Below are 26184 nucleotides of genomic sequence, written 5' to 3' on the forward strand. Positions count from 1 at the left end.
CGCCGCACCACCGAGTGACAGAGCGTCGTGGTGACCGCCTGCCGTGCGGCCGGACCGCCGCACGGCACGGGCGCGGTCCGCGGCAACGGCCCTGCCCACGGCCGGTGGAGGGCGCCGAAGCCCGCGGCGGCGGCCGTGACGGTCCGCTGGATCCACCGGCCCACCGTCGCCGGCAGCCGGCTGAGCACCTGATCCGCCCGGTGCATGAGCAGCGCCATCGCGCAGGTGGCCACGCCATGGGCCGCCGCCATCGTCCACGTACCGTGGTGTGCGGTGGCCCGTACGATCTGCCGCCCCGGGCCGTGGGCCTCGGCATGCGCGTCGAACGCGGGATGCCGTACGGACAGGGCCCGGTGCAGCACGAGTTGGGCCGCGCCGGTCCCCGCGACCACGTGCCACCGAGGCCGGGGCCGCGGCCGGGACGTCCGCGTGACGAGCCACGACAGGGCGAAGGCGGCCGCCGCCCCGCCCGGCACCCGTTGCCAGGCAACCGGTCCCTCAGCCGCCAGATGATGGCCCGCGACGGCCAGTACCGAACTGAGCAGGGTGAACACGGCAGCCCGCAGCCACCGTCCGCCCTGCCGCCCGGGCCGCGGACATGGACGCGTCCTTGCACGGGCTCCGGCCATGTCCGGTCATCATCACCCGGCTTCACCGCCGACAGGCTCCAACTGTCAATTGTGGAGCAGCTTTCCGCAGCGGCGCCCGATCGATGCCCGCGCGATGCCCGGTCGTGCCCGTGGCGCAGGCCCGGGTCAGGCCTTGGGGATGGTGTTGATGCGGTGGGTGCCGGCGTTGTAGAAGCCGTCCACCGTCTTCTGGACGTCCGCCGGGGACACGGCCTCGTCGGCCTTGTGGTAGACCCAGTTGACCTTCATCTCCCAGGTGCGCGCGCCGCCGGCGAAGGGGAGGTCGATGAACCAGTTGCTGAAGTGGATGTCCATCTTCTCGCGCGGGACGTACTTGCCGGAGCTGGTGAATATCTCCTTGCCGTCCAGGGAGTACGTGACCTTGCCGTCCATGGCCGTGATCATCAGGGTGTGCCAGCCCCCGAGGCGCTGCTTGAGGGTGTTGTTGACCCGGTCCGGCGGGTCGGCCTTGTACCAGCTGACGTTGTCGAGCCGCGGCCCGGTCGAGCCCCAGCCGCCGTTGGGCAGGTACTCGAAGTCGAGTTCGCTGTACTTGTCCGAGGCGTCGGAGGGCGAGATCGGGAAGAAGGTCTGCACGACGTGGTCGCCGTTGCGGCCGCTCGTGGGCTTGTCGCTGAAGTGGACCCGGGCGGCGTACGTGCCCGTGAAGAGGTTCTTGCCGGTGCCCTGGAACTCGACCTGCTGGGTGCCCTGCTTGGTGCCGTCGGTGGAGGAGCGCAGCTGCAGGACCCTGCCGCCCTGGGCGGTCGCGTCGGCGGGGAAGGTGGCGCCGGCGGCGGACCAGCTGTCCTTGATCCCCGGACCGCCCCCGCCCGTACGGATCTCCCAGCCCTGGGTGGCGAGCGCGGGGTCGTCGGCGCCGTTGTACTGGAAATCGTCGAACAGGGTTCCCGGCGGTCCGGACGGCGTCGGCGAGGCGCTGCCGCGGGGCGCGGCGCCATCGGCGGCGGGGCCGCCGGAACACGCCGCGAGGACGCACAGGAGGGCGGGCAGGGTGAGCGCGGTCCATGCGCGGCGACGAGAGGTGCGGCGGGGCTGGCGGCTCACACGGGCTCCTTGGGGGCGTAGAGGCGGTATTCGGACACGCCCTCTTGCGTGGGGATCAGCAGCTGATCCGATGAGGGCGTCATCCTAAGGCTCCGCGCGGGGGCCGGAGCGACCGCCGTGGTGGCCCCTCGTGCCATCCGGAGTTCGAGGTTCCGGTGAAACGCTTGGCTGAAAGCTGCACCCTCCTGCGCTCGGCGACCCTAGGGGTCGGTCTACCGGTCGGTATGACCAATTGGCGTTTCGATCCGATTACGACCCATGGATAGATCGGGTCAAATAAGTGCATCGAGGTCAAGTTGCTTCGGCTCGGTGCACTAGCGTTCGCCCTGCGATCCAGCGGTCCCGGTCTACGTACCCTGCAATGAAAGGCCTCGCAAGGTGCGCCCTACAGCTAATTCCAGCCAGCGTGGATCGGTGTACCCGACCGGGTTCGATATGTCCGGGCCGGACTTCGAGGTGCCTGCCGCCGCACCCGTGTTCGTCGACCAGTCGGGTCTGCGCGGCCGTCTGCTGCGCGGCTTCGGCTGGCCGGTTTCCGTCGTCGGCGCGATCCTGGCGGTCGCGATGGCCAGCAGCCTGATCGGTGTGCAGGCGGACGCCCCGGCGATGGGGATACCCGCGCAGCCCGCCCGGACGCCCGTCCCGTCGCACCCCCCCGCACCGTCGCTGTCGCCCGGCCCGTCGTCCGCGTCGACCGCCTCGTCCGCACCCCGGACGGTCGCACGGTCCGCGACACCGCAGCCGAAGAACCCGGCCGCCACCTCGAAGAACGCGGCCACCACGTCGAAGACCGGGGCCACCACGTCGAAGACCGGGGCGACCTCGAAGCCCGGCGCCACCGCGCCGCGCGGGCCGAAGCCCTCGGGCCAGCCGGCCGAACAGCCCTGATCACCCGCGCCGCCGTCAACCGGCGGCGCAGCCCCGATCAGTCGCAACAGCACCAGCACCAGCACCCGCACCGGCAACACCATCACCAGGAGCGTCATTGTCCCGCCACCAGCGCCGCCGGCAGTCCTTGCTGAGGCCGCGCCGACTGGCCGCGCCACCGCTGCGCTTCTTCATGCCGCTCTCCCTGCTGGCCTGCCTGCTTGCCCTCCTCGTCCTGCGCGGCCTCGCCACGAACGAGGCGTTCCACGACTCCCGGATCGCGATCTCGGTCGACAAGACGACCGTGCCGAACCACCTGCTCAAGGGCGGCCCGGTCATCGACGCGCGCGGAGCGAAGAACGAGAACCCCGTCAGCTACCACATCCCCGACCGGACCGCGGTGCTGAGTTTCGACGACGGTCCCTCGCCGGAGTGGACGCCGAAGATCCTCGAGGTGCTCGCCGCCCGCAACGTCAAGGCCGACTTCTTCGTCACCGGTGCGATGACCACCCGCAACCCGGACCTCATCCGCCAGATCGTCGCGGGCGGCCACGAGCTCGGCGTGCACACCTTCACCCACCCCGACCTGGTGTACCAGTCCCACGCCCGGATCAGCTGGGAGCTGGCACAGACACAGCTCGCGCTGGCCGGCGTCGCGGGCGTCCACTCCGCGCTGTTCCGTCCGCCGTACTCCTCCGATGCCACGGCGATGGACGACTGGAACTACCCGGTGATCAAGTACGTCGGCGCGCGCGGCTACCTCACCGCGTTCATCGACCGCGACACCGACGACTGGAAGCGCCCCGGCGTGGACGCGATCGTCAAGGCGGCGATGCCGGCCAAGCCCGGCGCGGGCGCGCTGATCCTGCTGCACGACGCCGGTGGTGACCGTACCCAGACCCTTGCCGCGCTCGTCCAGATCATCGACAAGCTGCAGGCCGAGGGGTATCGCTTCACCACGATCTCCGACGCCCTCGGCGCCTCCAGCGCGACCGTCCCGGTGGACGGATTCCAGTTGTGGGCGGGCAAGGGATTCATCTGGGCCACCCAGGCCGCCGTACACACCCTGCCGGTGCTCGTCGGACTGCTGGCCCTGGTCGGCATCCTCAACTTCGGCCGCTTCGCCCTGATGCTCGTCCTCGCACCGATCCACGCCCGCCGCTCCAAACGGCGGGACGCCTGGGGTGCGCCCGTCACCGAGCGGGTCACCGTACTGGTCCCCGCCTACAACGAACGCGAGTGCATAGCCAACACCCTGCACTCCCTGGCCGTGAGCGACCATCCGATCGAGGTGATCGTCATCGACGACGGCTCCACGGACGGCACCGCGGACATCGTCGAGGAGATGAACCTGCCGTTCGTGCGGTTGATCCGCCAGGTCAACGGCGGCAAGTCCAGCGCGCTCAACACCGGAATCGCGGCCGCCTCGCACGACATCATCGTGATGATGGACGGCGACACCGTCTTCGAGCCGTCCACCGTGCGCGAGCTGGTCCAGCCCTTCGGGGACCCGACGATCGGCGCGGTCGCGGGCAACGCCAAGGTCGGCAACCGCGACAGCCTGATCGGCGCCTGGCAGCACATCGAGTACGTCCTCGGCCACAACCTGGACCGCCGGATGTACGACATGCTCGGCGTCATACCGACCATCCCCGGCGCGGTCGGCGCCTTCCGCAAGGAGGCCCTGCGGCGGGTCGGCGGTATGAGCGACGACACCCTCGCCGAGGACACCGACATCACCATCGCGGTGCTCTGCGACGGCTGGCGGATCGTCTACGCCGAGTACGCCCGCGCCTGGACCGAGGCCCCCGCCAGCCTTCAGCAGCTGTGGTCCCAGCGGTACCGCTGGAGCTACGGCAGCATGCAGGCGATGTGGAAGCACCGCCGCGCCGTGACCTCCCGCGGCCCGGCGGGACGCTTCGGCCGGCTCGGGCTGCCGCTCATCGTGCTCTTCGGCGTGGTCGCCCCGCTGCTCGCGCCGCTGGTCGACATGTTCCTGCTGTACGGCGTGCTGTTCGGGGACGCCCCGATCACCCTCACCAGCTGGGGCGGCTTCATCCTGCTCCAGGCCGTGCTGTCGTGGTACGCCTTCCGGCTCGACCGCGAGAAGCCCTGGCACCTGATCAGCCTGCCGATCCAGCAACTGGTCTACCGCCAGCTCATGTACATCGTCCTGTTGCAGTCCGCGATCACGGCGATGACCGGTGGCCGGCTGCGCTGGCAGAAGCTCCGGCGCACCGGCGAGGTCGCTGTTCCGGTGGAGGCCTGACCGTGACCGCACCCATCGACCTCGGGCGGGACCGGGGCACCTGGGACGCTTTCGGTGCCCGGGACACCCGGGACACCCGGGACGCCCGAGAAGCCCGGGACGCCCGGGACGCTCGGGATGCCCGAGACGCCCGGGACGCCCGGGACGTCCGGGACCTTCGGGATCCCCGGGACACCATGCAGTTGAGGGTCCCCGCCGCACTGCGGGCCCGGCCGGAGCGTGAGCCGCAGCCGGTTCCGGATCCGATCCCGGATCCGGGGTGGGAGCGGGATCCGGAGCCGGAACCGGAGCGGGATCCGGAGGCCGCGGAGGCCCGGAGCAAGGGCGGCAGGGACCGCTACTTCGACCTGCTGCGCGCGCTGGCACTGGGCCGCGTGGTGCTCTACCACAACTTCGGCTGGTTCTGGCTGCCCCTCGTCTTCCCGTCGATGGGCGTGATGTTCGCCCTGGCCGGCTCGCTGATGGCGCGTTCGCTCAGCCGGCCCGCCTTCGGCGTGATCCGCGGCCGACTGCGCCGGCTCCTGCCGCCGATGTGGCTGTTCGGCGCCGCCATGATCGCCCTCCAGATAGCCGCCGGCTGGGGCCCCCAGTCCGACGGCCACCCCACCTGGTGGTGGTCCAAGCTTGCCTTCTGGGTCCTGCCGCTGAGCACCCCGCCGTACGCGGACGAATTGTCCGACTTCGGACTCGTGGAAACCACCTGGGCGGCGCAGATCATCGTCCCGCTCTGGTACCTCCGGGCCTACCTCTGGTACGTCCTGTTCTCGCCGCTGCTGCTGCGGGCACTGCGACGCTTCCCGGTGATGACGCTGTTCGCGCCCCTGGCGATGGTGATCGTCATGAACGTGTTCTTCGTCGACCAGGAGTTCGTCTACGGCCGGGTCTGGGAGAACGCCAACGACTTCGCCACCTTCGGCGCGTGCTGGATCCTCGGCATGGCCCACCGGGAGGGGCTGCTCAGGAAGATCCCGCAGTACGTGCTGCCGTCCGTCGCGCCGCTGATCATGGTCGCCGGCCTCTGGTACATGCAGACCCGGCCGGTCGACCCGACCGTGGCGACCGACATCGAGTCCTGGCCGATCGCCCAGGCCCTCTGGTCCTTCGGCTTCGTCGCCATGCTGCTCCACGTCAGCCCGTCCTGGGACCGGTGGCCCAGGCCGCTGGAACGCTGGAACGGCCTGATCAGCCTGCTCAACGCGCGCGCCGTCAGCTTCTACCTGTGGCACCAGGTCGCCCTGGTCGCCGCCATCCCGCTGATCGATCCGCTCTGGAGCGTCCCCTTCGTCTACGCGAACTTCCAGTGGCTGCTGGCCAGCCAGTGGTTCACGCTGCTGGTGGCGATCCCGCTGCTCGCACTGCTGGTGCTGACCTTCGGCTGGGTCGAGGACGTGGCCGCCAAACGCCCGCCGCGCCTCCTGCCGTACCCGCGCCGCGGGCGGGGCAGACGCCGCGCCGACTGACCCGCCCGCCGGCCGGGGGTGGTGTCACTGGCGGGCGCGCATACGCGCTCTTCGGAGGACTTCCTCGGCGAGCCGGCGGCGATCCGGGTCCAGGTGATCGAATTCCCACATTTCCTGCAGCTGGACGCGGAGTTTCAGCAGCAGTTGGTGGAGTGGAACGGCGGGCAGGAGACCGGAGCCGCGTTGTACAGGAACGAACTGCCCCTGGCTCGCGGCTGGAAGGCCAGTGGCTGGACCCCGTGGGGACCGACCGATCCCGTCGTCCGGAGCTGCGCCGTCTGCGGTGCCGGCATGGCCCCGTTGCTCACCATCGCCTCGAAGGAATGGCATTCCCGCCGGCGCAGCCGGGTCCCGTACGTGGACCGGGATATCGCCGCGGTCGCCGGATCCGGCGGGGAGAACTCGCCCGGGGGTGCAGATTTCAGGTGGCAACCACCTGCAGCTCTACGCCTGCCCGGAGTCCCCGGAACATCCGCACGCCGGCCTGATCCAGTGACTCGTCCGGCCGCGGCTAGCGGGGGTGTCTTCCGCGGACCGCGGTGAGGATCTCTCCAGTCTGGGCGGAGCGGAGGGGGCCGGGGCAGGCGTGGCCGCCCCAGGCTCGGCCGCCCATGCTGTGGATGCCCAGGCCCCGGCCCAGCGGGGTGGGGGCGGGGGCCAGGGGCCAGCCGTGCTGGGCCATGCCCCAGGCGTAGATCCGTGCCACGGCGTCCACCTGTTGCGCGGTCAGCGGCCGGCTCGCGAAGCCCGAGGTCTCCACCGAGAGCCACGACGGGTTGCCGGTGCCCTGGGCCCAGGCCCGGTCGTGCGCGGAGACGTACTGCTCGATCTCGCCGGACTGCGAGACCCAGAAGTGCGCGGAGGACCTCACCGCCGGGTCGCTGAAGCGGTCGTGGAGCGAGTTCTCACCTTCCTGCACGTGCAGGACCAGACCCCGCACCTCCCGGAGCCCGCCCGGAGTGAAGTTCACCGACAGGGGCCGGAGGGTCGCCTCCGGCATCCATGGCTGAGCGGGTACGGAAGCCGCCTCCACAGGTGGCGGCGGCCCCGCCCCGCCCTCGTCCCCGGCCTCCATCGGGCCGGGGTCGGGGCCGGGGCGCCCGCCGACGTCGGCGACGACGCCGAAGGCGGTGGCGATGAGTCCGCTGCTGGCACAGACCATCGCGTTGCGGCGCGTCACGACCCGTGGTTTCGGCTTCGGTTTGCGATGGGTCACGCGCGCGGCGCCCTGGCTGCGGCGCGTCGGGAACGGAGCATCGGAGGGTCCCTTGCTGGACTGACGTTCTCCAGCGGAATGCTTACCGACCATTAGTGTCGGAATGAGACCGGATGATGACCGTTTCGTGACAGCCGTGCCGCTGCCCTACGTCAGGGTCGCCGCACCGAAGGAGACGTCGAAGCGGTCGCACCAGATGGTGACGCTGCTGTAGTCCGCCAGGTTCACGTCGGCCGGGATCTCGTAATTCTGGTCGCCCTTGTTGCCCTTGAGCTTGCCCAGGCTGACGTACTTGCCGTCGTCGAAGACGCGCCAACCGGCGACACCCTCCTTCACCGGGGCATCGGTCAGCCAGACGCGCAGGTCCGGACCGTTGCTGGTGTCGAGGCCCTCCAGGCGCAGGGTGTGCGATCCGTCGGCGAGGCGGATCAGCTTCGCCTTGCCCGTCGTGGTGTGCTCATGGCTGATCAGCGTGCCCTGGGCGAGGGTCTGCGGGCCTGCGGCCGGGGCCTCGGGTGCCGCTCCGGATACCGCTCCGGATGCGGCTCCGGAGGGCTGCTGCGGAGCGGCCGCGCCCGGCAGCGCCTCGCTGACGGTCTCGTTCCGCCACAGCTTCCACGGCTGGAACCAGTACGAGCCGATGCCCAGCACCACCACCGCCGCGATCAGCGCTCCGGCCCATACCCGACCGCGCCGCTTCGTCACCGTCACTGCCGTACCCATCGTCGTACCCACTTCCTCCCCGGCCGCTCACCGGCCCGTTCACCGCAATTCAACGCGGTGGGGGGCCGTGGTGCCCACTCCGGCCGGATGACGAAACCCTTACGTCTCATCCCGTCGTCCCGCGGTGCCCCCGACCACCTCGACGGGGACCGGGTACGGATCCTCGCCGAGCGGATGGAACGCGAGAGCGGGAACAGGGGCGGTTCGATCTTCCCGCCGACGACCCGGCCGCGCGGTCGGTGCCGCAACCTTCCGCAGCCCCGGCCAGGTGCCGGGGCCACGTGAGGGGGGCACGGTTCGGGGCCGTCCCCCGGCAGGGCAGATGTCTCCGACTGGTGCGACCCCCACCCACGGTCCACGGTAACCGCACCCGGTGCCGGCCCGTCACCGAAGTTCCCGTCCGGATGAATGTGCTCCTGTCCCTTGACCGCCGGCTGTCCCTTGACCGGCGACGCCGTAGGACCGGGCGAGGACGCTCACCGTGTCGGCCATGGCCCGGCGCAGTTCCGCCGGCGCGAGCACCTCCACGTCCGCGCCGAGCCGCAGCAGTTCACCGCAGGCGTGCGCGGTGCTCTCGGTCGGGACGACGGCCTCCACCCACCCGTCCGCGCCGACGGCCGTCGCGGTGGCGTCGACCGACCGCACCACCTCCGGTGCCACGTTGTCGGGCAGTCGACGGCGCCCCTGCGGGGACAGACGGATGGTGGCCGTGCCCGTGTAGCGGCGTGCCCAAAAGTCCGCGAGGTAGGAGGTCCAGTAGGCGCCCAGCTCGAAGTCCCGCGGGCGGTCGAAGCGTTCGTCGCTCAGCACCGCTTCGAGGACCTGCGAGACCCGGTAGGTCGCCGTCCCGCTCTCCGTGGCGGCCACGACGTACCAGACACCGGATTTGAGAACCAGACCGTAGGGGCGAAGACGGCGGGACACCTCCTGCGGCGCACGCCATCGGCGGTAGCACACCTCCACGACGCGTTGCGCGAGCGTCGCCTCGACGAACAGCGGCAGATGCGGGGTCCGTTCGGGCTCCCGGTACCAGCCCGGAGCATCCACGTGGAACACCGCGGCGGTCCGCGCCGCCTCCTCCCGCGGCCCGGCCGGCAGCGCCGCCAGCAGCTTCAGCCGCACCGCCGCAACCTCCTCCGCCAGCCCCAGGTCGGCGGCGGCCCCCGGCAGCCCGGCGAAGAGCAGAGCCCGCGCCTCGCCCTCGCTCATCCCGGTCAGACGGGTGCGATAGCCGTCGAGCAACCGGTAGCCGCCACCACGGCCCGGCTCCGCACAGACCGGTACGCCGGCTGCCTGCAGCCGCTCCACGTCGCGGTAGGCCGTACGCACCGACACACCGAGCTCCTCGGCGATCGCCCGCGCGGACATACGGCCCCGCGATTGCAGCAACAGCAGGACGGACAGCAGACGGCCGGCGGACATGCGCCCATTCTCCCCGGAAACCCTGACACCCCCTGGCACGACCGAGACCTACCGTCGGTCAGCACCCGTGCAACGGACCCAAAGAGGAGCCTGCCGTGCCATCCGTACCCACCGACCCCGCCCGCGAGCCCGCCGTGATCGAGCTCCGCCAGTACACGCTGCGCCCCGGCCGGCGCGACGACCTCATCGAACTCTTCGACCGGGAACTGGTCGAGTCCCAGGAGGAAACCGGTATGGCCGTCCTCGGCCAGTTCCGCGACCTCGACGACCCGGACCGCTTCGTCTGGCTGCGCGGCTTCTCCGACATGGCGGCGCGGCACGAGGCGCTGACCGACTTCTACGGCGGTCCCGTCTGGAAGCGGCACGGCCCGCAGGCCAACGCCACCATGAGCGACTCCGACGACGTCCTCCTGCTGCGCCCCCTGACGCACGACGGCTCCTTTCGCGCCGCGCCGCCTGCGAGGCCGCGTCCGCGTCCCGGCACACCGGCTCCCGAACGGTTCGTCTCCGCGACCCTGTGGTCCTTCCCGCCCGGCCGGGACGAGGGGATCACCCTGGTCAGGGACGGTCTCCTGCCGCTGCTGCGCTGCACGGGAGCCGAGCCGCTCGCCGCGTTCGCCACCGAGACGGCGCCCAACACCTTCCCCCGGCTCCCGGTCCGCACCGGGGAGAACGTGGCGGTGGTCCTCACCTCCCACCCCGACGAGAACGCCCACCAGCGGCACCTGACCGCGCTGCGCGCCCACCCCGTCGCGCGGGACGAGGTCCTGCCCGGCATCGAACGGGAAGGGAGATCGGCCCCCGTGACCCTGCGCCTGGCGCCCACGGGCCGCTCGCTCATGACCTGATGCGTCCCGAGGAGGCCCTCGGCCCACGGACGCCTCACCTATTGCACATATATTGCAGCTGCTGAAACAGCGCAAGAGCGCAGACGTGCAGAAGGAGTGGGTGCCGTGAGCGGACCGGTGGTGCTGGGGATCGAGTCGTCGTGCGACGAGACCGGGGCGGGCATCGTGCGGGACGGCAGACTCCTCGCCCACGTGGTGGCGTCGAGCATGGACGAACACGCCCGCTTCGGCGGGGTGGTGCCGGAGATCGCCGCCCGAGCCCACCTGCACGCCTTCAACCCGGTGGTCGAGCAGGCCCTCGACCGGGCCGGGCTGCGGATCGGGCAGATCGACGCGATCGCGGTCACCACCGGCCCCGGACTCTCCGGGGCCCTCCAGGTGGGGCTGGCCGGCGCGAAGTCCCTGGCTTACGCGGCCGGGGTGCCGCTGTACGGCGTCCACCATCTGGCCGGTCACGTCGCCGCCGACACCCTCGAACACGGCCCGCTTCCCCGGCCGTGCGTGGTGCTGATCGTCTCCGGCGGGCACACCTCGCTGCTGCTCGTACGGGACCTCGTGCGCGAGCCGATCGTCCACCTCGGCGACACCCTCGACGACGCGGCGGGGGAGTGCTTCGACAAGGCCGCCCGGATCCTGGGCCTGCCGTACCCGGGCGGCCCCGCCATCGACCGGGCCGCCCGGGACGGCGACCCGAAGGCCGTGGCGTTCCCGCGCCCGCTGACCCGCCCGGGCGACGACCCGTACGCGTTCTCCTTCTCGGGCCTCAAGACGGCCGCGGCCCGCTGGGCCGAACGGCACCTCCAGCGTGGCGAGGAGGTCCCCGTCGCCGACGGGGCGGCCGCCCTCCAGGAGGCGGTGGCCGACGTACTCACCCGCAAGGCCCTCGCGGCCTGCCGCGCCCACGACGTGAGGACGCTGATCGTGGTCGGGGGAGTGGCCGCGAACTCCCGCGTCCGCGCCCTGGCGGAGAAGCGGTGCGCCTCCGCCGGGATCGAGCTGCGCGTCCCGCCGATGACGCTGTGCACCGACAACGGCGCGATGATCGCCGCGGTCGGCGACCTCCTGGTGCGGTCCGGTGCCGAACCGGCGCCCTTGGACGTGTCGATCGACCCGTCCGCACCGCTGGAGTACGCCGCCCTGACCCCGCTCGCCCGCCCGGCAGCCCGCGTCGCCTGACGCCGACCGGCCCACCGGCCCACCTGCCCCACCGGCCCACCTGCCCCACCGGCCGACCGGTCGGCTAACCGCGCGGGCGGGGGCGTTCGGTGAGGGCCCCGTAGATCTCCGGGCGGCGGGTGCGCATGAGGCCGAAGTCGAGCCAGTCGCGGCGCTGGTCGAGATCGAGGTCGGCGACGAGGACGGCGGAGGTGTCGCGGGGGGCGCGGAGCATCACGCGGCCGTAGGGGTCGGAGATGAACGAGGAGCCGTAGAAGGTGGAACGGCCCTCGGTGCCGACGCGGTTGGGCACGATCATGAAGAGGGCGTTGGCGAGGCCGTTGGCGCTGATGGCGTGTTCCCACATGGGCCGGGTGTCGAAGTCCGGCAGCTTCACCTCGGACCCGATGGCGGTGGGGTGCACCAGGACCTCCGCGCCGGCGAGGGAGTAGGCGCGCGCCAGCTCCGGGAACCACTCGTCCCAGCAGGTGGGGAAGCCGAAGCGGGCGCCGGCGTGGGCGACGACGGGGAACCCGCTGTCGCCGGGGCGGAAGCACAGGTCCTCGCGGTAGCCGGGGAACGCCGGGATGTGGTTCTTGCGGGTCCGGGCGATGAGCCGGCCGTCTGCGTCCACGCACACGGCGGTGTTGTAGCCGAGCCCGCCGTCACCGGCGCGCTCGTACAGCGACGCGTGCCCCGCGATGCCCAGGCCGGTGGCCAGTTCGGCGGCGAGGGCGACCGTGGGGCCGCCTTCCACGTCCTCCAGCCAGCGGGCGGCGCCGTCGGCCATCGGGTCGTCGGTGTTGCAGAAGTACGGGCTGCGCGTCAGCTCGGGCAGGCAGACCGCCTTCGCACCCCGCGCGGCGGCCAGGGCGACTCCCTCGCGCAGCCGGTCGTCGTGCTCGGCGGGGTCGGCGTACCAGCGCATCTGGACGAGCCCGACCCGCAGCGGTTCGCGTTCGCCGGGCTGGGTGCGGCCCGGCGAGCCGAGCGGCGAGTCGTAGGAGGTGAGGAGGGCGTACGAGGTCACGGGCGTTCTGCCTTCGGGTCGGGGATGCATCGGGGATGCATCGGGCACGCATCCGATCTGACTGAAATTTTAGTCAGAATCTGCGGGGCGAAAAGGCCCGACCTGAGGTGCGGCCGGGCGGCGAGGCCGTGCGGGGTCCTGGCAGAGCCCCTCAGGTGGTGGCGGTCAGCGGCGCGTAGGCGTCGGGGCGGCGGGTGGCCAGGAAGGGAAAGAGCTCCAACCAGTCGCGGCGGGCGTCGAGGTCGAGGTCGGCCACCAGGACGGCGGCCTCGTCCCGGGGGGCCTGCGCCAGGACGCGCCCGTACGGATCGGCGATGAAGGAGCTGCCGTAGAAGGTCAGGCCGTTCTCGGAGCCGATGCGGTTGGGGACGACCATGAACGTGGCGTTGGCGGCGGCGTTGCCGGTGATCACCCGCTGCCAGATCGGCTGGGTGCCGAATCCCGGATGGCCCGGCTCCGAGCCGATGGCCGTGGGGTAGACCAGGACGTCGGCGCCGGCCAGGGAGTAGGCGCGGGCCAGCTCCGGGAACCACTGGTCCCAGCAGGTCGGCAGGCCGAAACGGGCCTCGTCCACCGTCACCACGGGGAAGGCGTCGTCGCCGGCCGGGCCCGGGCGGAACCAGCGGTCCTCGTAGTAGCCCTCGGTCACCGGGATGTGCGTCTTGCGGGTGCGCAGGGCGAGCGTGCCGTCCGGGGCGACCAGTACGGCCGTGTCGTAGCCCAGCCCGTCGTCGGTGCCGTCCGGGGCCGGTGCCGCCTCGTGCAGGGAGGCGTGCACGTACAGGCCGTGGGCGCGGGCGGCCTCGGCGGCGAAGGCGAAGGTCGGGCCGGTCAGCAGGTCCTCCGGCTCGGCGGGCTGCGGGTGGTCGGCCTTGGGTACCACGGCGAAGTACGGCGACAGGGTCAGTTCCTGCAGGCACACCACGCGCGCGCCCTCGGCCGCGGCCAGGGCGATGCCCTCCAGGAGGGCGGCGCGGTGCTCGGCGGGGTCGCGGTGCCAGCGCTGCTGGACGGCGGCCACGCGCAGGGCGGACCGTTCGGCGGGCCGGGTGCGGGACGGTGAGGCGGGCGGGTCGTACGCGGTGATCAGGCGCATGGGAGATCCAGACGGGCATGGGAGGGCACGCGGCGAAGAGTCGCGTTCGGTCGTGCCGGAACGTTCCGGCAGTCGCCCGCGCCGCGGGGGTCTCCAAGAGCACCGTCTCCGACGCCCTGCAGGGCTCCGGGCGGGTCGCGGAAGCCACCCGGGACCGGGTTCACGAGGTCGCCGAACGCCTGGGCTACCGGCCCAACAGCGCGGCGCGCCGACTGCGCCGCGCCACTACCGGCGCCGTCGGGCTGTACCTGCCCCAGACCGCGACCCGGCTCGACTACTACATGAACCTGGCCTTCGGCGCCGTCGCCCGAGCCCAGGAAGAGGGCCTCGACGTGGTCCTGCTCGCCGCCTCGGCCGGCGGCCCCGGCCGGTTCGCCTCACGGGTCGACGGCCTCCTCGTCATCGACCCGGAGGTCGGCGACCCCGCGGTGCCCGCCCTGCTCGACGCGGGCGTCCCCGTCGTGACCGGCGAGCGCTACCTCGGCCCCGCACCCGCCCCGACCGGCGCCGTCGTCTGCGACAACTCCGCCTCGCTGACCGCGCTCCTCGACCACGTACGGGCCCGCGGCGCCCGCCGGCCCGCCCTGCTGGCCCCCGCCGACACCTCGGCCTGGGCCGCGGCCCTGCACGCGACCGCCGGGAGCTGGGGTGCGGAGCACGGCACCCCGGTGGCGATCCACCCGGTCCCCTTCGCCGCCACGGCCGACGAGGCCGAGCGGGCCACCCTGGCACTGCTGGCGGCCGACCCCGCGACCGACGCCGTCATCTGCGCCCCCGACGGCGCGGCGCCGGGTGTCCTGCGCGCGGCCGCCGTCCTGGGGCGCACTGCCGGAGAGGACTTCCTCGTCGCTTCCTGCGTCGACAGCGCCGCCACCCGCAGCAGCAGCCCGCCCGTCACCGCCGTCGACCTGTGCCCCGCCGGATACGGCCGGGCCTGCGTGGACCTCCTGTGCGACATCCTCGCCGGCCGCACCCCGGCCGACACGGTCCGCCGGCACGAGTGGACCCTGCGGACGCGCGCCTCGACGCTGCGCGAGGGATGATCCCGGCAGCCGTCCTCACCCGGAGGCGGACGCGGCGGGTGAGGGCGCGTCGTCCGGCGGGGGCGTGTTGACCACCCCGAACGGTACGTGGACGCTGGGCGTGGCCGGCGCCGTTCCGTTCAGGTGCGAGACCTGGTCGTCGAAGAAGATGTGCGGATCCAGGACGCTCATCACGGCGGACTTGTCGATCCCGCCGAGGAAGAACGCGTCGTTGACCCGCAGCCCCCACCGCTTGAGGCTGCGCACGGCACGTTCGTGCGCGGGCGCGTCCCGGGCGGTGACCAGGGAGACCCGCAGCCGCAGCCGGTACGCGGGGTCCTCGCGGCGCCTGTCCTCCTCCCGGCACTGGATGCGGTTGATCCCCGCGAGGAACTCGCTCAAAGGTCCCGGGTCGTGCGGGGTGGTCGCGTTGAGGACCTCGTGTGCGCGGAAGCCGTCGATGCCGGCGTCCCGGAAGACCCGCTCGGAGGAGTCGCTCGCCAGCACGCCGTCGAAATCGAAGGCGATGCGGAGTTCCTGGTCGTCCTCGTCGTCGACGCGTGCCGTCTGCAGGACGTGCCCTGCGGGCAGCCCGTCCGCCACCGCTTCACGGACGTCGGCCCCGTCGGCCGACAGGAACAAGGACATGTTCAGGGCGCGCATGAAGCGGTGTGCCGACCGGCCCTGCCGGAAGACGGCCCGGCTGATGGGCAGACCGTGTGCGGCGACCGAACGCATCACGCGCAGCCCGCTGTCCGGGTCGTTGCGCGACAGCACGATCACCTCGACCAGCGGGTCCGACGGCTCCGCGAGGTCGTTCAGCGACAGCAGGCGACGGACGAAGGGGAAGGCCACACCCTTGGCCAGGACGTCGTTCACATGGGCCTCCTGATGGGCCCGGTAGGCGTCCTCCCCCTGCTCCCGGAACACCGCGTCGCAGTCGGCCAGGTCGAACAGAGCGCTGGAGGCGATCCCGATCACCAGACGGTCGGACAGGTCATACCTCATTGACGCCCCCTGCTGGTACCCGTGCGACATCGCCGATGACCGCCGCTCCTCCGTACCTGCCGAACATACATGCATACATACCCCGCTCCCGACGCCACCGGCGGCGGCTCGTGAGCGGGCGGCGGCGGTCGTACGGTGGACGAGCGACCGGAACCGGCATGCACCGCCAGGAAGCCGTCGCACTCTTCGCCGTCCGGCCTGGTGACCGCACAGGTTTCCCGGAGGCGCGTGCGGTGACGGGCCCGCCACACCCGGTGCGCATACGGCGAAGGGCCGGGTCGTCGGTCGACGACCCGGCCCCTCGGGCGGACCCTGCGGGTCACTGCCAGTCTTCGTCCCAGGGAGGCGGGGCCATCTCGTCCAGGTCGAAGGGCGGCTCGTCGAGCTCCGGCGGCGCGGACCGGGCCGGACGGGAAGCGGCCGGGGCGGGGGCGCCCGGCGCGACGGTCTCGGCCGGGGGCGCGGCGGCGGGGGCGGGCACGGCGGCACCGCACTCCGCCAGAGTGGCCAGCACGCCCTCCGCGTACTTGGCGAGCTTCGCCTCGCCGACGCCGCCGATACCGCCCAGCTCCTCCACCGTGGCGGGCACACGCGTCGCGATCTCCCGCAGCGTCGCGTCGTGGAACACGACATACGCCGGCACGCCCTGCTCCTTCGCCGTCTCGGCCCGCCAGGCGCGCAGCGCCAGGAAGACCGGCTCGGCCGCTGCCGGCAGGTCGACCGGCACACGGGCACCCTTCCCCGAGCGCGCCCCGGACTCCTTGCGGGAGGCGGCCGCGGGCGCCTTCTCCTTCCGCATCGGGACCTTGCGGCGGCCCCCCAGCACCTCACCGCTGTCGTCCGTCAGCACCAGCGTCCCGTACTCGCCCTCCACCGCCAGCAGCCGCTGCGCCAGCAGCTGGCGCACGACGCCCCGCCACTCCGCCGTGCCCAGGTCGGCCCCGACACCGAACACCGAGAGCGCGTCATGGTCGAACTGGATGACCTTGGCCGTCTTCTTGCCCTGGAGGATGTCGATGATCTGGCCCGCGCCGAACTTCTGCCGCCGCTCCTTCGCCAGCCGCCACACGGTGGACAGCAGCTTCTGCGCGGCGACCGTCCCGTCCCAGGACTCGCCCGGCGTCAGGCACGTGTCGCAGTTGCCGCAGGGCGTGCCCGTCTGACCGAAGTACGCCAGCAGTCGCACCCGCCGGCACTCGACCGTCTCGCACAGCGCCAGCATGGCGTCCAGGTGCATGCTCAGGGAACGGCGGTGCGCCTCGTCGCCCTCCGAACCCTCGATCAGCTTGCGCTGCTGGACCACGTCCTGCAGGCCGTACGCCAGCCAGGCCGTGGCGGGCTCGCCGTCGCGGCCGGCGCGGCCGGTCTCCTGGTAGTAGCCCTCGACCGACTTCGGCAGGTCCAGGTGCGCCACGAAACGCACGTCCGGCTTGTCGATGCCCATGCCGAACGCGATGGTGGCCACCACCACGACCCCCTCCTCCCGCAGGAAGCGCGCCTGGTTCGCCGCGCGGGCCCGGGCGTCCATCCCGGCGTGGTAGGCCACGGCGTCGATGCCCTGCTCCACCAGGGAGGCCGCGGTCTTCTCCACCGAGGCCCGGGAGAGGCAGTAGACGACGCCCGCGTCCCCGGCGTGCTCGGTGCGGATCAGCTCCAGCAGCTGCCCCAGCGGGTTGTTCTTCGGGACGATGCGGTACTGGATGTTCGGCCGGTCGAAGCTGGCGACGAAGTGCCGGGCGTCCTCCAGACCGAGCCGCGCCACGATCTCGGCATGGGTGGCCTCGGTGGCCGTCGCCGTCAGCGCGATCCGCGGCACCTTCGGCCAGCGCTCGTGCAGCATGGACAGCGCCAGGTAGTCGGGCCGGAAGTCGTGACCCCACTGGGCGACGCAGTGCGCCTCGTCGATCGCGAAGACCGACACCTTGCCCCGGTCGAGCAGCCGCTGGGCGCTCTCGGTGCGCAGCCGCTCGGGAGCCAGGTACAGCAGGTCCAGCTCGTCGGCGAGGAAGGCCTGCTCGACGGCCTGCCGCTCGTAGGGGTCCTGCGTCGAGTTGAGGAATCCGGCCCGCACCCCGAGCGCGTTGAGCGCGTTCACCTGGTCCTGCATCAGGGCGATCAGCGGCGAGATCACGACACCGGTGCCCTCCCTGACCAGCGCCGGGATCTGGTAGCAGAGCGACTTGCCGCCGCCGGTCGGCATCAGCACGAGGGCGTCGCCGCCGCTGATCACCTGCTCGATGATCTCCTGCTGCTCACCGCGGAAGGAGCTGTATCCGAACACACGGTGCAGGACCTGCAGAGCGTCGGAGGTATCGGGGGAAGTGTCCGGAAGGGCCATCCACGAAGCCTATCGGCACCCGCCGACAGCCCGGGCCCGCCCGCCGGAACCCGGCGGGCGGGGGAGCGGACCGAAGAGGCCCCCGACGGGTCTCAGTGCACCGCCGACCTGGCCTCCCGGGCGTCACCGAAGTCCCACAGGCAGACCACGGAACGGTCGCCGCCCGTGGACCGGACCGGGACGTTCACCTCGGACAGGAACGAGGTCAGATACGGCTGCCGGCCCGCCCACCGGGCCGCGAACCACGGGCCGGCGTCCTCGCGCAGCAGCAGCTCCGCCATCGGCGGACTGCACACCGCGAGCACGTCGCCGGGCAGCGTGGTCAGCCGTGCCCAGCCGACCCGCGCCGCGTACGCGGGCAACCGCAGGGCGCGGTCGAGGGCCGATTCCCCCGGTGTGAACACCACGCTCCACTCACCGTCCCGCAGCCGCAGCAGCGCGCCGTCGCCGACGCCGAAGGCCAGGTGCTCGCGTTCCCGGCCGTCGCCCAGCCGGGTCAGCAGCGCGGTCAGCGACACCTCGATCGCGGCGTCGTCGGCCTCGCCGTCCGGGCCCTCGCCCCGGGTCACCAGCCGCATCGAGTGCGCGACGCCCTGCAGCGCCGTACGCAGCAGGGCGCCGAGGGCGCCATCGTCGCCGTCGGGTCCGTACAGCTCGCGCCCCAGGCCCTCGCCGTAGCGGCCGACCTGCGTGGACAGGCTCCGGCAGGCCCGGTCGGCCGCCGACTGCGACCACCGGCCGCGCGGGGCGCCCGCCGCCACCACGCTGAGCAGCGTCGGCGCGGGGATCTCCTCGGCGAAGCGCAGCAGCACCGCGTCACGCCGGTGCTCGCCGTCGTGCCGGGCGCGGTCGCCGCGCGCCGACGCGGCCCGTACCACCACCGGCCCGAGGTCGGCGCCGTCCACGCTGCTGTCGGTGGTCGTGTCGCGGCCGACCGGCAACTGCCGGGGGATCGCCGGGGAGACCGGCTCGGGTCCCAGCGGGCCGTCGACGCGGGCCTCGGCGTCCGCCAGGCGCCGCTCCAGCTCGTGGATCCGGGCCAGGGCCTGGGTCTGGGCGTCGTCGCGTTCGCGTGAACGCCGCCGCAGCTCCTCCTCCAGCTCGCGCAGCCGCGCGCGGAGCCCCTCCCGTTCCTTGCGCAGCGCGAGGGTCTCCTCCGCGGCGTCGGCCGCGTCGGCCGCCTGGGCCCGGGTCTGCTCGAGCAGCCCGCGGACCCGGCCGAGTTCGAGATCGCGGCCCTGTATCAGCCCCGCCGCGTGGTCCGCGGCCCGGCGGGCCTGCTCCAGTTCCTGGCGCGTGTCCTCCAGTTCGCGCAGGGTGTGCGGTGACTCGGTCACCACGGTGGCCGGGAGCAGGGGCTGGGGCCTGCGCCGCCGGGCGGTCAGCTGAGCCGTGAGCGCGACGTTCGCGACGACGGACAGCACCAGGAGGACGATCAGCCAGGTCGTGGTGGTCATGGCGAAGAAGCTCCCCGGGAGTCGGACGGATCCTGGACATCGGCATCGGCATCGGCATCGGCATCGGAGGCGGTGGGGCTGGGCGGGGCGGCGGAGGAGGTCCGTACGCCGGGTGCTGCGAAGCGTCGTACCGCCCGCTCCGCCAGCGGCCCCGCGGCGAAGGCCTCCAGCTCCTCCCACAGCCGCTCGGCGTCGTCCTCCCCGGCGGGGGCCCGCCGCGCGCCGGCCGGACGGCGGTGGTCGAGCCGCACGCCGTGCAGCGCCGCACGGAAGCGCCGCAGCGTCAGCTCCCCTCCGGTCCGGGCCACCCGGTCCAGCGCGGGTCCCAGCACCCCGTCGCACAACTCCGGCATCCCGGACATCTCCCAGTCCGCCCGGGCCTGTTCCACCGCCGCAGCGGGCCGGCCCTGCGGGCGGCGCAGGATCCGCAGCGCCTGTTCGGCCTCCACCACCGCGACGGCGTACACGGGCAGGTCCCGCGCCGCGGGCCCGACCGTCACCGGAGTCCGGCCGCGCAGCCAGCCGCCCAGCGCGGCCGTCGCGCCGGGGCCGCGCCGCCCGGCGGTCGTCGCGACGAGCACCACCTCGGCCCGGTCCCCGCCCGGACGGGTCCGCTCCAGCAGGCTGCGGAAGGCGGCGGGCAGCGGCTCCCCGCCCGCCAGTGCCGTGGCCGGGGCGGCGGCCAGTACCAGGTGCGCGGCGTCCAGCACCTCCACCAGGTGCGCCGACGGCCCGCCGCCCGGCGGCACCGGCAGGTCGGTCACCTCGATGCGCCCGCGGCCGTCGGCGCCGCCGCCCGCGGCCGGCCAGGGCAGCGGATCACCGTGGAAGAGGAACGGGTGGCGCACCGGGACGTCCAGCACCGCACCGACCGCACCGGGAGCCGTTCCCAGGCCCGCCGCGGTGACGTCCTGGATCCGCCGCCAGGCCCGCTCCACCTCTTCCTGGCCCGCGTACCGGGGCCGGAAGAACGCCCGCCGCCGCTGCGCTGCCCGTACGCGCAGCCAGGCGGCCGTGCCGTCCCGGGCCAGCGCCGCCAGGCCCAGGTGCTCCGTCGCGGCCAGCGTCCCGGCCAGCCGGTTCAGCGCACGCACCTGCGCCCCGGTGAGCCGCAGCTGCGGCAGGTCGGCGGGTTCGTGCACGTAGGTGAGCGGTACGACGTCCTGCGCGGCGGGCGGTCCCGGCGGGCGGACCCCGGTCAGCAGCGGTACCAGGCGCTGGGCGGAACCCGGACCGATGTGCGCGCGCAGCACGGCCACGCGCACCGTGACGGGCGTCCTGCCGGTGCCGTCGCAGGCGTCCGCGAGGTCGGCCACGAGCTGCGGCGAGAGCCCGTTGGCACGGCCCGTCGCGGACGCGCCGAGCAGCTCGCCGACCCGCCGGGCCCGGTGGGTCGTGCCGGAGCGCGCCGCCCCGTCGGTGTTCACGGGGTCGTGTGTCATCGGTAGCCCTTCGGAGGACGGATGACGACCCGGCCCCGGTGCTCGTTCGGGGCGGCCTTGTCCCTGGGCCGCAGCGGCGTCCACACCACCCACTGCACCAGCGGCTCCTCGATCGCGCCGACACCGGGGATGGTCTTGCCGGCGTAGGCATCGACGTGCGACCGCTGCCACTTGGCCAGGGGAATGCGCACGCGTTCGTATCCGGCGCTGTCCGCCAGCGGATCGAGGATCTCGGAGACGCCGTCGCGCCACCGCGCCCACCAGCTGTCCGGGGCGGCGGGTCGCTTGTGCATCAGCCCGCCGAGAACCATGTCGAGCGAGTGGGCCGCCCCGAGTCGGCTGTCGGCCGACCACTCGCCCTCGCCCGCCACGGCCGAGGCCGCGCCCTCCAGTGTGCTGTGCAGGCGCTGCTGGTAGCTCATCCGTACCATCTGCGAATCCAGGCCGGCCGGCCTGGATTCGGGGAACACGGCCACCTGGAGTTCGGGGTCCAGGTCCACCAGGCGGAGCGCCTGATCGGCCCGTACGGCCCACGCCAGCCGAGGATCCGCGGCTGGCAGCTCCATCACGGCCTCGGGCGAGATGCCGAGCCTCTCGTGGATCTCCCAGGGGACGGATCTGGCGGCCATCCGCGGAGCGGGAAGGGCGAGCCGTACCCGCTGGGCGACGTAGAGGCCCTGCGGCAGCCCGGGAACGATCACGTTCGGATCCGACGCTTCCTCGGCGGGGACGGGGAGCCCGGCGGCCGCGGCGACTTCGCGAGCCTGTGCGCGCCATTCGTCGCAGGGGTGGGTGGGCAGCCGGAGCAGGGCCATGTGCACGCGCTGCCAGGTGGCCGCGATGCGTTCGGCGGCGGTGGCCGCAGGGCGGACGGCGGCGGACTGCGTTGTGGGGGGCAGGAAGCGGATCTGCTCGGCGAGGAGCTTCCTTTCGAGAGCGCCGAGGGCGTCGGCGAAGCCGGCCAGCGGGTCGGGGGCGGGCTCGGCCCCGGCCCCGGCATCGGCCCCAGCCCCGGCATCGGGGCCGCCGTCCTTGGAGGGTGACGGCTCGTCGCCGGTCCGGCCCGTCGCGGAGGAGCCCGCCGGGTGGTCCGGCCCCGACGCGTCGGCCGCCGTGCCGGTTCGGTCCTCACCGGTCGCGTCCGTGCCGGTCCCGTCCGCGGCGTCGCCGTCGGGCGCCACCTGTGCCGGGGCGACCTGACCGTCGTCGGGCGGCGACTGCGTTGCGGATGCGGGCCCGTCTCCCGAGGCGTCCGCCCCGAGCGGGGCCGGCTCCGGCCTGGCGTGCTCCTGGCCGCTGCGGTCCACTTCGCCGTGGTCCTGCTCGTCGTGGTCCTGTGCGCTGCGGTCCCGGTCCCCGAGGTTCCGGTCCCCGTGGTCCCGGTCCGCGGGCTCCCCCGGCGCCGCCCCAGCACCCGCCGCCCACAGGCCGCGCTCCAGCGAGGCCCTCGCCGAGTCGAAGCGGTCGTAGACCTCCGCCGGGTCGTTCGCGTACGGCTCGAGGTGGCGGCCCACCCATCGCAGCTCGTCCCAGCACCGGCTCAGCGCGTCGAGCACCACCTCACGGCACTCCGACGGGGTGCCGAGCACCTCGGCCGCCGCCTCCGCGAACTCGCCCAGGCACACGGTGAGCGCGTCGGCCCGTACGCCATCGTCCGTGCCGCTCATCAGTGCCTCCCGCTGTTCGGGTCCCAGTGGTGGTTGAAGTCGCCGACCGGCGGATCCATCCGCCGCCCCAGCACCCGCCCGGGATACCGCTGCACCTCGCGCAGCGTCTCGGCGGGCACGTACGGCACCACGCCGCGGTGCACCCGCAGCCGGCCCCGGGCGTCGAGGGTGGCGTGGTGCCGGCCCTGCTGCGCGGCGCTCAGCCGGCCCAGGAACACCGGGTCGCCGTCGTCCCGCTCCAGGTAGAACTCGTACGTGTAGGTGTGGTTGGCCTCCAGCGGCGGGACAGGGATCGCCGCGACCCGGCCCGGCAGTGCGAGTTCGTCGGCGTCGGCGGTCTCGTGGAAGGATTCCGGCAGATAGCCGGCGGCCGCCGGTTGCAGGCCGTCGCGGCCGGTGGGGCCGGCCGGCTCCGTCGCCGGGAACACCTCGGTCAACTGCCGTACGCCGTTGCGGTCCACGCCCGTCGCGACGCAGATCCGGCCGGGCACCGAGCACCCCGGCAGGTCGGGGTCGAAGGACAGGCCGGGCACGAGTCCGTCGAGTTCCAGCCCCAGCCCGCCCACCAGCAGATGGGCCGGGCCGTTGCACAGCAGGATCGACGCGACCAGCCGGTGGTCCATCTCGATCTGGTAGTTGACCCCGCGGCCGCGGCCGCTCGGCGGGCGCCACACCGATTCGAGCGGAGTGAAGTTCTCCGCCCTCGCCGTGAGCGCGAGATCGAAGACGCCCCACTGGATGGAATCGCCGGATCCGATGTCGCGGTGCAGCTCGACGACGCGGCTCAGCGGGTTCCATCCGGTCCGCACGCCAAGCCGGCCCGAGGAGTCCAGCTCGATGAACGGATCGCCCGCCCACAGCAGCGGATTGACCCGCCCCATCTGCCCGACCGGCCCGAAGTGGCAGGGCAGACTGGAGAAGAGGCCCTGGAGCCTGATGTCCAGATCGCTCATCCGGATGGAACCGCCGGTGCGTCCGCCCGTGTCGCGCGTGCGGTCGATCTGCCCGGACCGGTTGCGGATCGAGTGCGCCCACGCGGCGCCGAGGGAGGTGGCCTGCTTGGCGAACTCCCGCTCGACGGACAGTTCCGTGGCCTCGTGCCAGCCCAGCCCCGTCCTGCCGTCCGACTCGTCCTGGCGCAGCGCCGAGACGACCTGCTCCTGGAGCTGTTCCAGGGCGCTGGTGCGTCCCGACAGTACCACCTGGTCGAGCACCGGCTCCGGCAGCGGGTCCAGCCCCTGCTCCGCGCGCTGCGTGTTCTCCTCGTGGATCCGCCGGAACGAGCCGCGCACCAGATCCGCGCCCAGTTTCGCCGCCCGCCGCAGCACGGGCCGCATCAGTTTGCGGAACTCGCCCGCGTCGAGGGTGAGGGGACCGCTCACCGTGCCCAGGGTGTGCGGCGCGGCTCGCAGGATCGCGTCGACGTCCTCGTGCTTGAGGACGGCTTCCACGGCTCCCGCCTCGCCCAGTTCCCGCTTCTTGCGCTCGGCGAGCCGCCACAGCAGCCGGAAGCGGGTGTAGCGGGCCTCCCGTTCGGCCGGGTCGCCGACCCCCGCCCAGTCCGTGGGCAGGCAGTCGGACAGGATCTGCCGGATGTCGTCGGAGACGATGGTGTCCAGCTGGTCCGCGGCCTGTTCGGCGACGGCCTCGGCGAGCGCGCGCCGCTCCACCCGCGGACCGGCGCCCACCGCCGGATCGGCCCCGTCCTGCGGGTCGCCGTCCTCCCGGCCGGGGGAGCGCAGTGCGTCCACGAGCCGGGCCTTGATCCAGTACAGCACCTGGAGCGTCAGCAGGTCCCCGCCCAGCCGTTCGTGGCCCGTCGAACCGAGCAGTTCGGGCTCCAGCCGGTAGCTGCGGCCCGCGACGAACTCCTGCTCCTCGGTCAGCTCGGGGGTCTGGTCGACCAGCGTCAGCCGCAGCAGCGCGATATCGGTGGTGCCGCCGCCGATGTCGATCACCAGCATGATGCGGTGCCAGGTCGGCGGAGCGTCCCCGACCCGGCGGCACCGCGCCCGCAGGGCCTCCAGCCCCGCGTTGAGGTCGTCGGTCAGGTCCCGCATCAGGAAGTACAGCCCGGCGGCCAGGCCCTCGTCGTAGTCCATGACGGTCATCGGGCCGCCCAGAGCACGGCTGACCAGCACCTTCAGCCGCTCCTTGACCTCGGGCAGGATCGTGGTCGGATACGTCACCACGACGGTGGGCACCCGGCTGACCGTGCCCAGCATCCCATTGTACGTGGCCTCCTCGGCGCCCTCCACCAGCAGCAGGTACATGTGCTGCGCGAGGTGGTCGGCGGACAGGTCGCTGCCCGCCACCGGCTCGGGCTTGAGCTGCAGAGCGGCCCGCTTGATGCCCGTCAGGCCGTGGGTGTCGTCTCCGCACAGCTCGAAGCGCCGCGCCTTCGGGTCCTCGGGCACCACCGCGCCGGGATACTCCACCTCCAGCATCGCGCTGGCCGGGGCGTGGGTGCGCCGGCCGGTGCCGTCCGGGTACTCGACCGGCTGGATCCCGTGCCGTTCCAGCGGCGGGGTGCCGATCACCGTCGCGTAGCCGGCGTGCAGCCGCCGGTTGAGCCACCGCCGCAGCTCCGGTCCGGCCTGCTGGCGGATGCTCTCCACGCGCAGCATCAGCGCGTCGGCGGCCGCGGGCTCCGCCACCCGTGCCAGTACCGTGCTCCCCGTCGTCCCGGTGTCCTCCTCGCGCGGCAGCGTGACGGTACCGGCGAGCAGCGCCTTCACCTCCTCGCGCCAGGCGGGCGGCGCGTCGGCGGGCGGCCCCAGCAGGTCCGCCAGCATCGCGGACAGGGAGGCCGACTGCGCCCGGTCCACCAGCCGCTGCTTGACCTTCTTCTCGTCGTGCAGGGTCGCCGTCGACGCGGTCGTACCGAAGTCCACGACGACGAACTCGTGCTGATGGCTGGTGCCCGCCAGGTCGCGCAGCTGGAGGTGGTCGTCCTCCTCCTGCGCCTGCGGGACCGGGCCGGGCCGTTCGCCGGGCGGGGCGAACTCCAGCATGACCGCCCCGTGCGCCGTCTCGGCACCCTGAGAGCCGGCGTAGTCCACGCTCCAGTAGACGTCCAGCCGCAGGGGCTCGCCGTCCGGGGTGACCGCCGGCCCCGTTTCGGGATGCACCAGGGATGTCGGCAGCAGAGCCTCGGACGACAGGGTCCGCGGCCCGTCCACGGTGATCGGGGCGAACTCCTGCGGCACCCAGCAGGCCTGGAGCGCATAGGCCAGCTGGGCGGGGATCAGACTCCCGCTCTCGGCCCGTACCTCGATCCGGGCGGGCAGGTGGACGGTGACGACCGCGGGGCCGCCGACCTCCTCGTCCTGTTCCAGGACCACCTCGGGCAGTGGGATGCCGTCCGGGCCCGCGTACAGACGGAAGTGCTTGCGCCCCAGCGCGACCACGCCGGAGGCGGCGCCGGTGTGCGGGGCACAGAAGGAGATGTTCAGTGCGGCGCTCAT

Annotated in this window: 18 protein-coding genes; 5 read left to right on the forward strand and 13 right to left on the reverse strand. The window is 73.1% G+C overall.

Annotated features, from left to right (window positions below; genetic code table 11):
• Positions 1-755: 755 nt before the first annotated feature.
• Positions 756-1697, reverse strand: a complete 942-nt coding sequence (locus AAT21_RS05790) for a glycoside hydrolase family 16 protein (protein ID WP_052757657.1) — start codon at positions 1695-1697, stop codon at positions 756-758.
• A 347-nt stretch (positions 1698-2044) separates the two neighbouring features.
• Positions 2045-2683, reverse strand: a complete 639-nt coding sequence (locus tag AAT21_RS37360; RefSeq protein ID WP_157879630.1) for a hypothetical protein — start codon at positions 2681-2683, stop codon at positions 2045-2047.
• Between the two features lie 62 nt (positions 2684-2745).
• Between AAT21_RS37360 and AAT21_RS05800 the strand changes: the two genes are divergently transcribed.
• Complete coding sequence (locus tag AAT21_RS05800; protein ID WP_046777072.1) at positions 2746-4833, forward strand: bifunctional polysaccharide deacetylase/glycosyltransferase family 2 protein; 2088 nt, start codon at positions 2746-2748, stop codon at positions 4831-4833.
• 2 nt (positions 4834-4835) lie between these two features.
• Positions 4836-6293, forward strand: coding sequence for an acyltransferase family protein (locus tag AAT21_RS05805; protein ID WP_235438696.1), 1458 nt, complete (start codon positions 4836-4838; stop codon positions 6291-6293).
• 511 nt (positions 6294-6804) lie between these two features.
• Here AAT21_RS05805 and AAT21_RS05810 read toward each other — a convergent pair.
• The 3 genes from AAT21_RS05810 to AAT21_RS05820 form a co-directional block, all read right to left on the reverse strand.
• Positions 6805-7473, reverse strand: coding sequence for a peptidoglycan recognition protein family protein (locus AAT21_RS05810; RefSeq protein ID WP_052757659.1), 669 nt, complete (start codon positions 7471-7473; stop codon positions 6805-6807).
• 183 nt (positions 7474-7656) lie between these two features.
• Positions 7657-8232 carry a DM13 domain-containing protein gene (locus AAT21_RS05815; RefSeq protein WP_046775701.1) on the reverse strand — a complete coding sequence of 192 codons (576 nt, stop codon included), beginning with the start codon at positions 8230-8232 and terminating at the stop codon, positions 7657-7659.
• Positions 8233-8616: 384 nt separating this feature from the next.
• Positions 8617-9654: a helix-turn-helix transcriptional regulator gene (locus AAT21_RS05820; RefSeq protein WP_046775702.1), complete on the reverse strand. Its 1038-nt coding sequence runs from the start codon at positions 9652-9654 to the stop codon at positions 8617-8619.
• 95 nt (positions 9655-9749) lie between these two features.
• Here AAT21_RS05820 and AAT21_RS05825 point away from each other — a divergent pair, with 95 nt between their 5' ends.
• Complete coding sequence (locus AAT21_RS05825; protein WP_046775703.1) at positions 9750-10502, forward strand: NIPSNAP family protein; 753 nt, start codon at positions 9750-9752, stop codon at positions 10500-10502.
• Positions 10503-10607: 105 nt separating this feature from the next.
• The gene (gene tsaD / locus AAT21_RS05830) at positions 10608-11678 is read left to right on the forward strand and encodes a tRNA (adenosine(37)-N6)-threonylcarbamoyltransferase complex transferase subunit TsaD (RefSeq protein ID WP_200904338.1); all 1071 of its coding nucleotides are present in this window, start codon (positions 10608-10610) and stop codon (positions 11676-11678) included.
• Positions 11679-11742: 64 nt separating this feature from the next.
• On the opposite strand, the gene AAT21_RS05835 is transcribed toward tsaD, so the two are convergent.
• Positions 11743-12687, reverse strand: a complete 945-nt coding sequence (locus AAT21_RS05835) for a nitrilase-related carbon-nitrogen hydrolase (protein WP_235438697.1) — start codon at positions 12685-12687, stop codon at positions 11743-11745.
• A 151-nt stretch (positions 12688-12838) separates the two neighbouring features.
• On the reverse strand, positions 12839-13783 hold the full coding sequence (locus AAT21_RS05840) for a nitrilase-related carbon-nitrogen hydrolase (RefSeq protein WP_046775705.1): 945 nt from the start codon (positions 13781-13783) through the stop codon (positions 12839-12841).
• 17 nt (positions 13784-13800) lie between these two features.
• Between AAT21_RS05840 and AAT21_RS05845 the strand changes: the two genes are divergently transcribed.
• Positions 13801-14826 (forward strand): LacI family DNA-binding transcriptional regulator, encoded by a 1026-nt coding sequence (locus AAT21_RS05845; protein ID WP_046775706.1) that lies wholly within the window; start codon positions 13801-13803, stop codon positions 14824-14826.
• Positions 14827-14841: 15 nt separating this feature from the next.
• On the opposite strand, the gene AAT21_RS05850 is transcribed toward AAT21_RS05845, so the two are convergent.
• The 6 genes from AAT21_RS05850 to AAT21_RS05875 form a co-directional block, all read right to left on the reverse strand.
• Positions 14842-15813, reverse strand: coding sequence for a 5'-nucleotidase (locus tag AAT21_RS05850; protein ID WP_046775707.1), 972 nt, complete (start codon positions 15811-15813; stop codon positions 14842-14844).
• Between the two features lie 319 nt (positions 15814-16132).
• The gene (gene recQ, locus AAT21_RS05855; RefSeq protein ID WP_046775708.1) at positions 16133-18151 is read right to left on the reverse strand and encodes a DNA helicase RecQ; all 2019 of its coding nucleotides are present in this window, start codon (positions 18149-18151) and stop codon (positions 16133-16135) included.
• Positions 18152-18243: 92 nt separating this feature from the next.
• Positions 18244-19608 carry a PP2C family serine/threonine-protein phosphatase gene (locus AAT21_RS05860; protein WP_046775709.1) on the reverse strand — a complete coding sequence of 455 codons (1365 nt, stop codon included), beginning with the start codon at positions 19606-19608 and terminating at the stop codon, positions 18244-18246.
• On the reverse strand, positions 19605-21050 hold the full coding sequence (locus AAT21_RS05865; protein ID WP_157879631.1) for a hypothetical protein: 1446 nt from the start codon (positions 21048-21050) through the stop codon (positions 19605-19607). Before AAT21_RS05865 ends, AAT21_RS05860 begins: the two co-directional genes overlap by 4 nt.
• A complete protein-coding gene (locus tag AAT21_RS05870; protein WP_046775711.1) occupies positions 21047-22717 on the reverse strand; it encodes a hypothetical protein in 1671 nt (556 codons plus the stop codon). The genes AAT21_RS05865 and AAT21_RS05870 overlap by 4 nt, the downstream gene beginning before the upstream one ends.
• Complete coding sequence (locus AAT21_RS05875) at positions 22717-26184, reverse strand: acetate and sugar kinases/Hsc70/actin family protein (RefSeq protein WP_046775712.1); 3468 nt, start codon at positions 26182-26184, stop codon at positions 22717-22719. The genes AAT21_RS05870 and AAT21_RS05875 overlap by 1 nt, the downstream gene beginning before the upstream one ends.

The sequence above is a fragment of the Streptomyces yangpuensis genome (genome assembly GCF_001005295.1).
Classification (GTDB): domain Bacteria; phylum Actinomycetota; class Actinomycetes; order Streptomycetales; family Streptomycetaceae; genus Streptomyces; species Streptomyces yangpuensis.

Excerpts from the sequence above, each read along its gene's own strand:
- AAT21_RS05845 (WP_046775706.1), top strand. The coding sequence starts at position 13,801 with ATGGGAGGGCACGCGGCGAAGAGTCGCGTTCGGTCGTGCCGGAACGTT.
- AAT21_RS05875 (WP_046775712.1), bottom strand. The coding sequence starts at position 26,184 with ATGAGCGCCGCACTGAACATCTCCTTCTGTGCCCCGCACACCGGCGCC.
- AAT21_RS05815 (WP_046775701.1), bottom strand. The coding sequence starts at position 8,232 with ATGGGTACGGCAGTGACGGTGACGAAGCGGCGCGGTCGGGTATGGGCC.
- AAT21_RS37360 (WP_157879630.1), bottom strand. The coding sequence starts at position 2,683 with ATGACGCTCCTGGTGATGGTGTTGCCGGTGCGGGTGCTGGTGCTGGTG.
- AAT21_RS05860 (WP_046775709.1), bottom strand. The coding sequence starts at position 19,608 with ATGACCACCACGACCTGGCTGATCGTCCTCCTGGTGCTGTCCGTCGTC.
- AAT21_RS05870 (WP_046775711.1), bottom strand. The coding sequence starts at position 22,717 with ATGAGCGGCACGGACGATGGCGTACGGGCCGACGCGCTCACCGTGTGC.
- AAT21_RS05820 (WP_046775702.1), bottom strand. The coding sequence starts at position 9,654 with ATGTCCGCCGGCCGTCTGCTGTCCGTCCTGCTGTTGCTGCAATCGCGG.
- AAT21_RS05840 (WP_046775705.1), bottom strand. The coding sequence starts at position 13,783 with ATGCGCCTGATCACCGCGTACGACCCGCCCGCCTCACCGTCCCGCACC.
- AAT21_RS05865 (WP_157879631.1), bottom strand. The coding sequence starts at position 21,050 with ATGACACACGACCCCGTGAACACCGACGGGGCGGCGCGCTCCGGCACG.
- recQ (WP_046775708.1), bottom strand. The coding sequence starts at position 18,151 with ATGGCCCTTCCGGACACTTCCCCCGATACCTCCGACGCTCTGCAGGTC.
- AAT21_RS05850 (WP_046775707.1), bottom strand. The coding sequence starts at position 15,813 with ATGAGGTATGACCTGTCCGACCGTCTGGTGATCGGGATCGCCTCCAGC.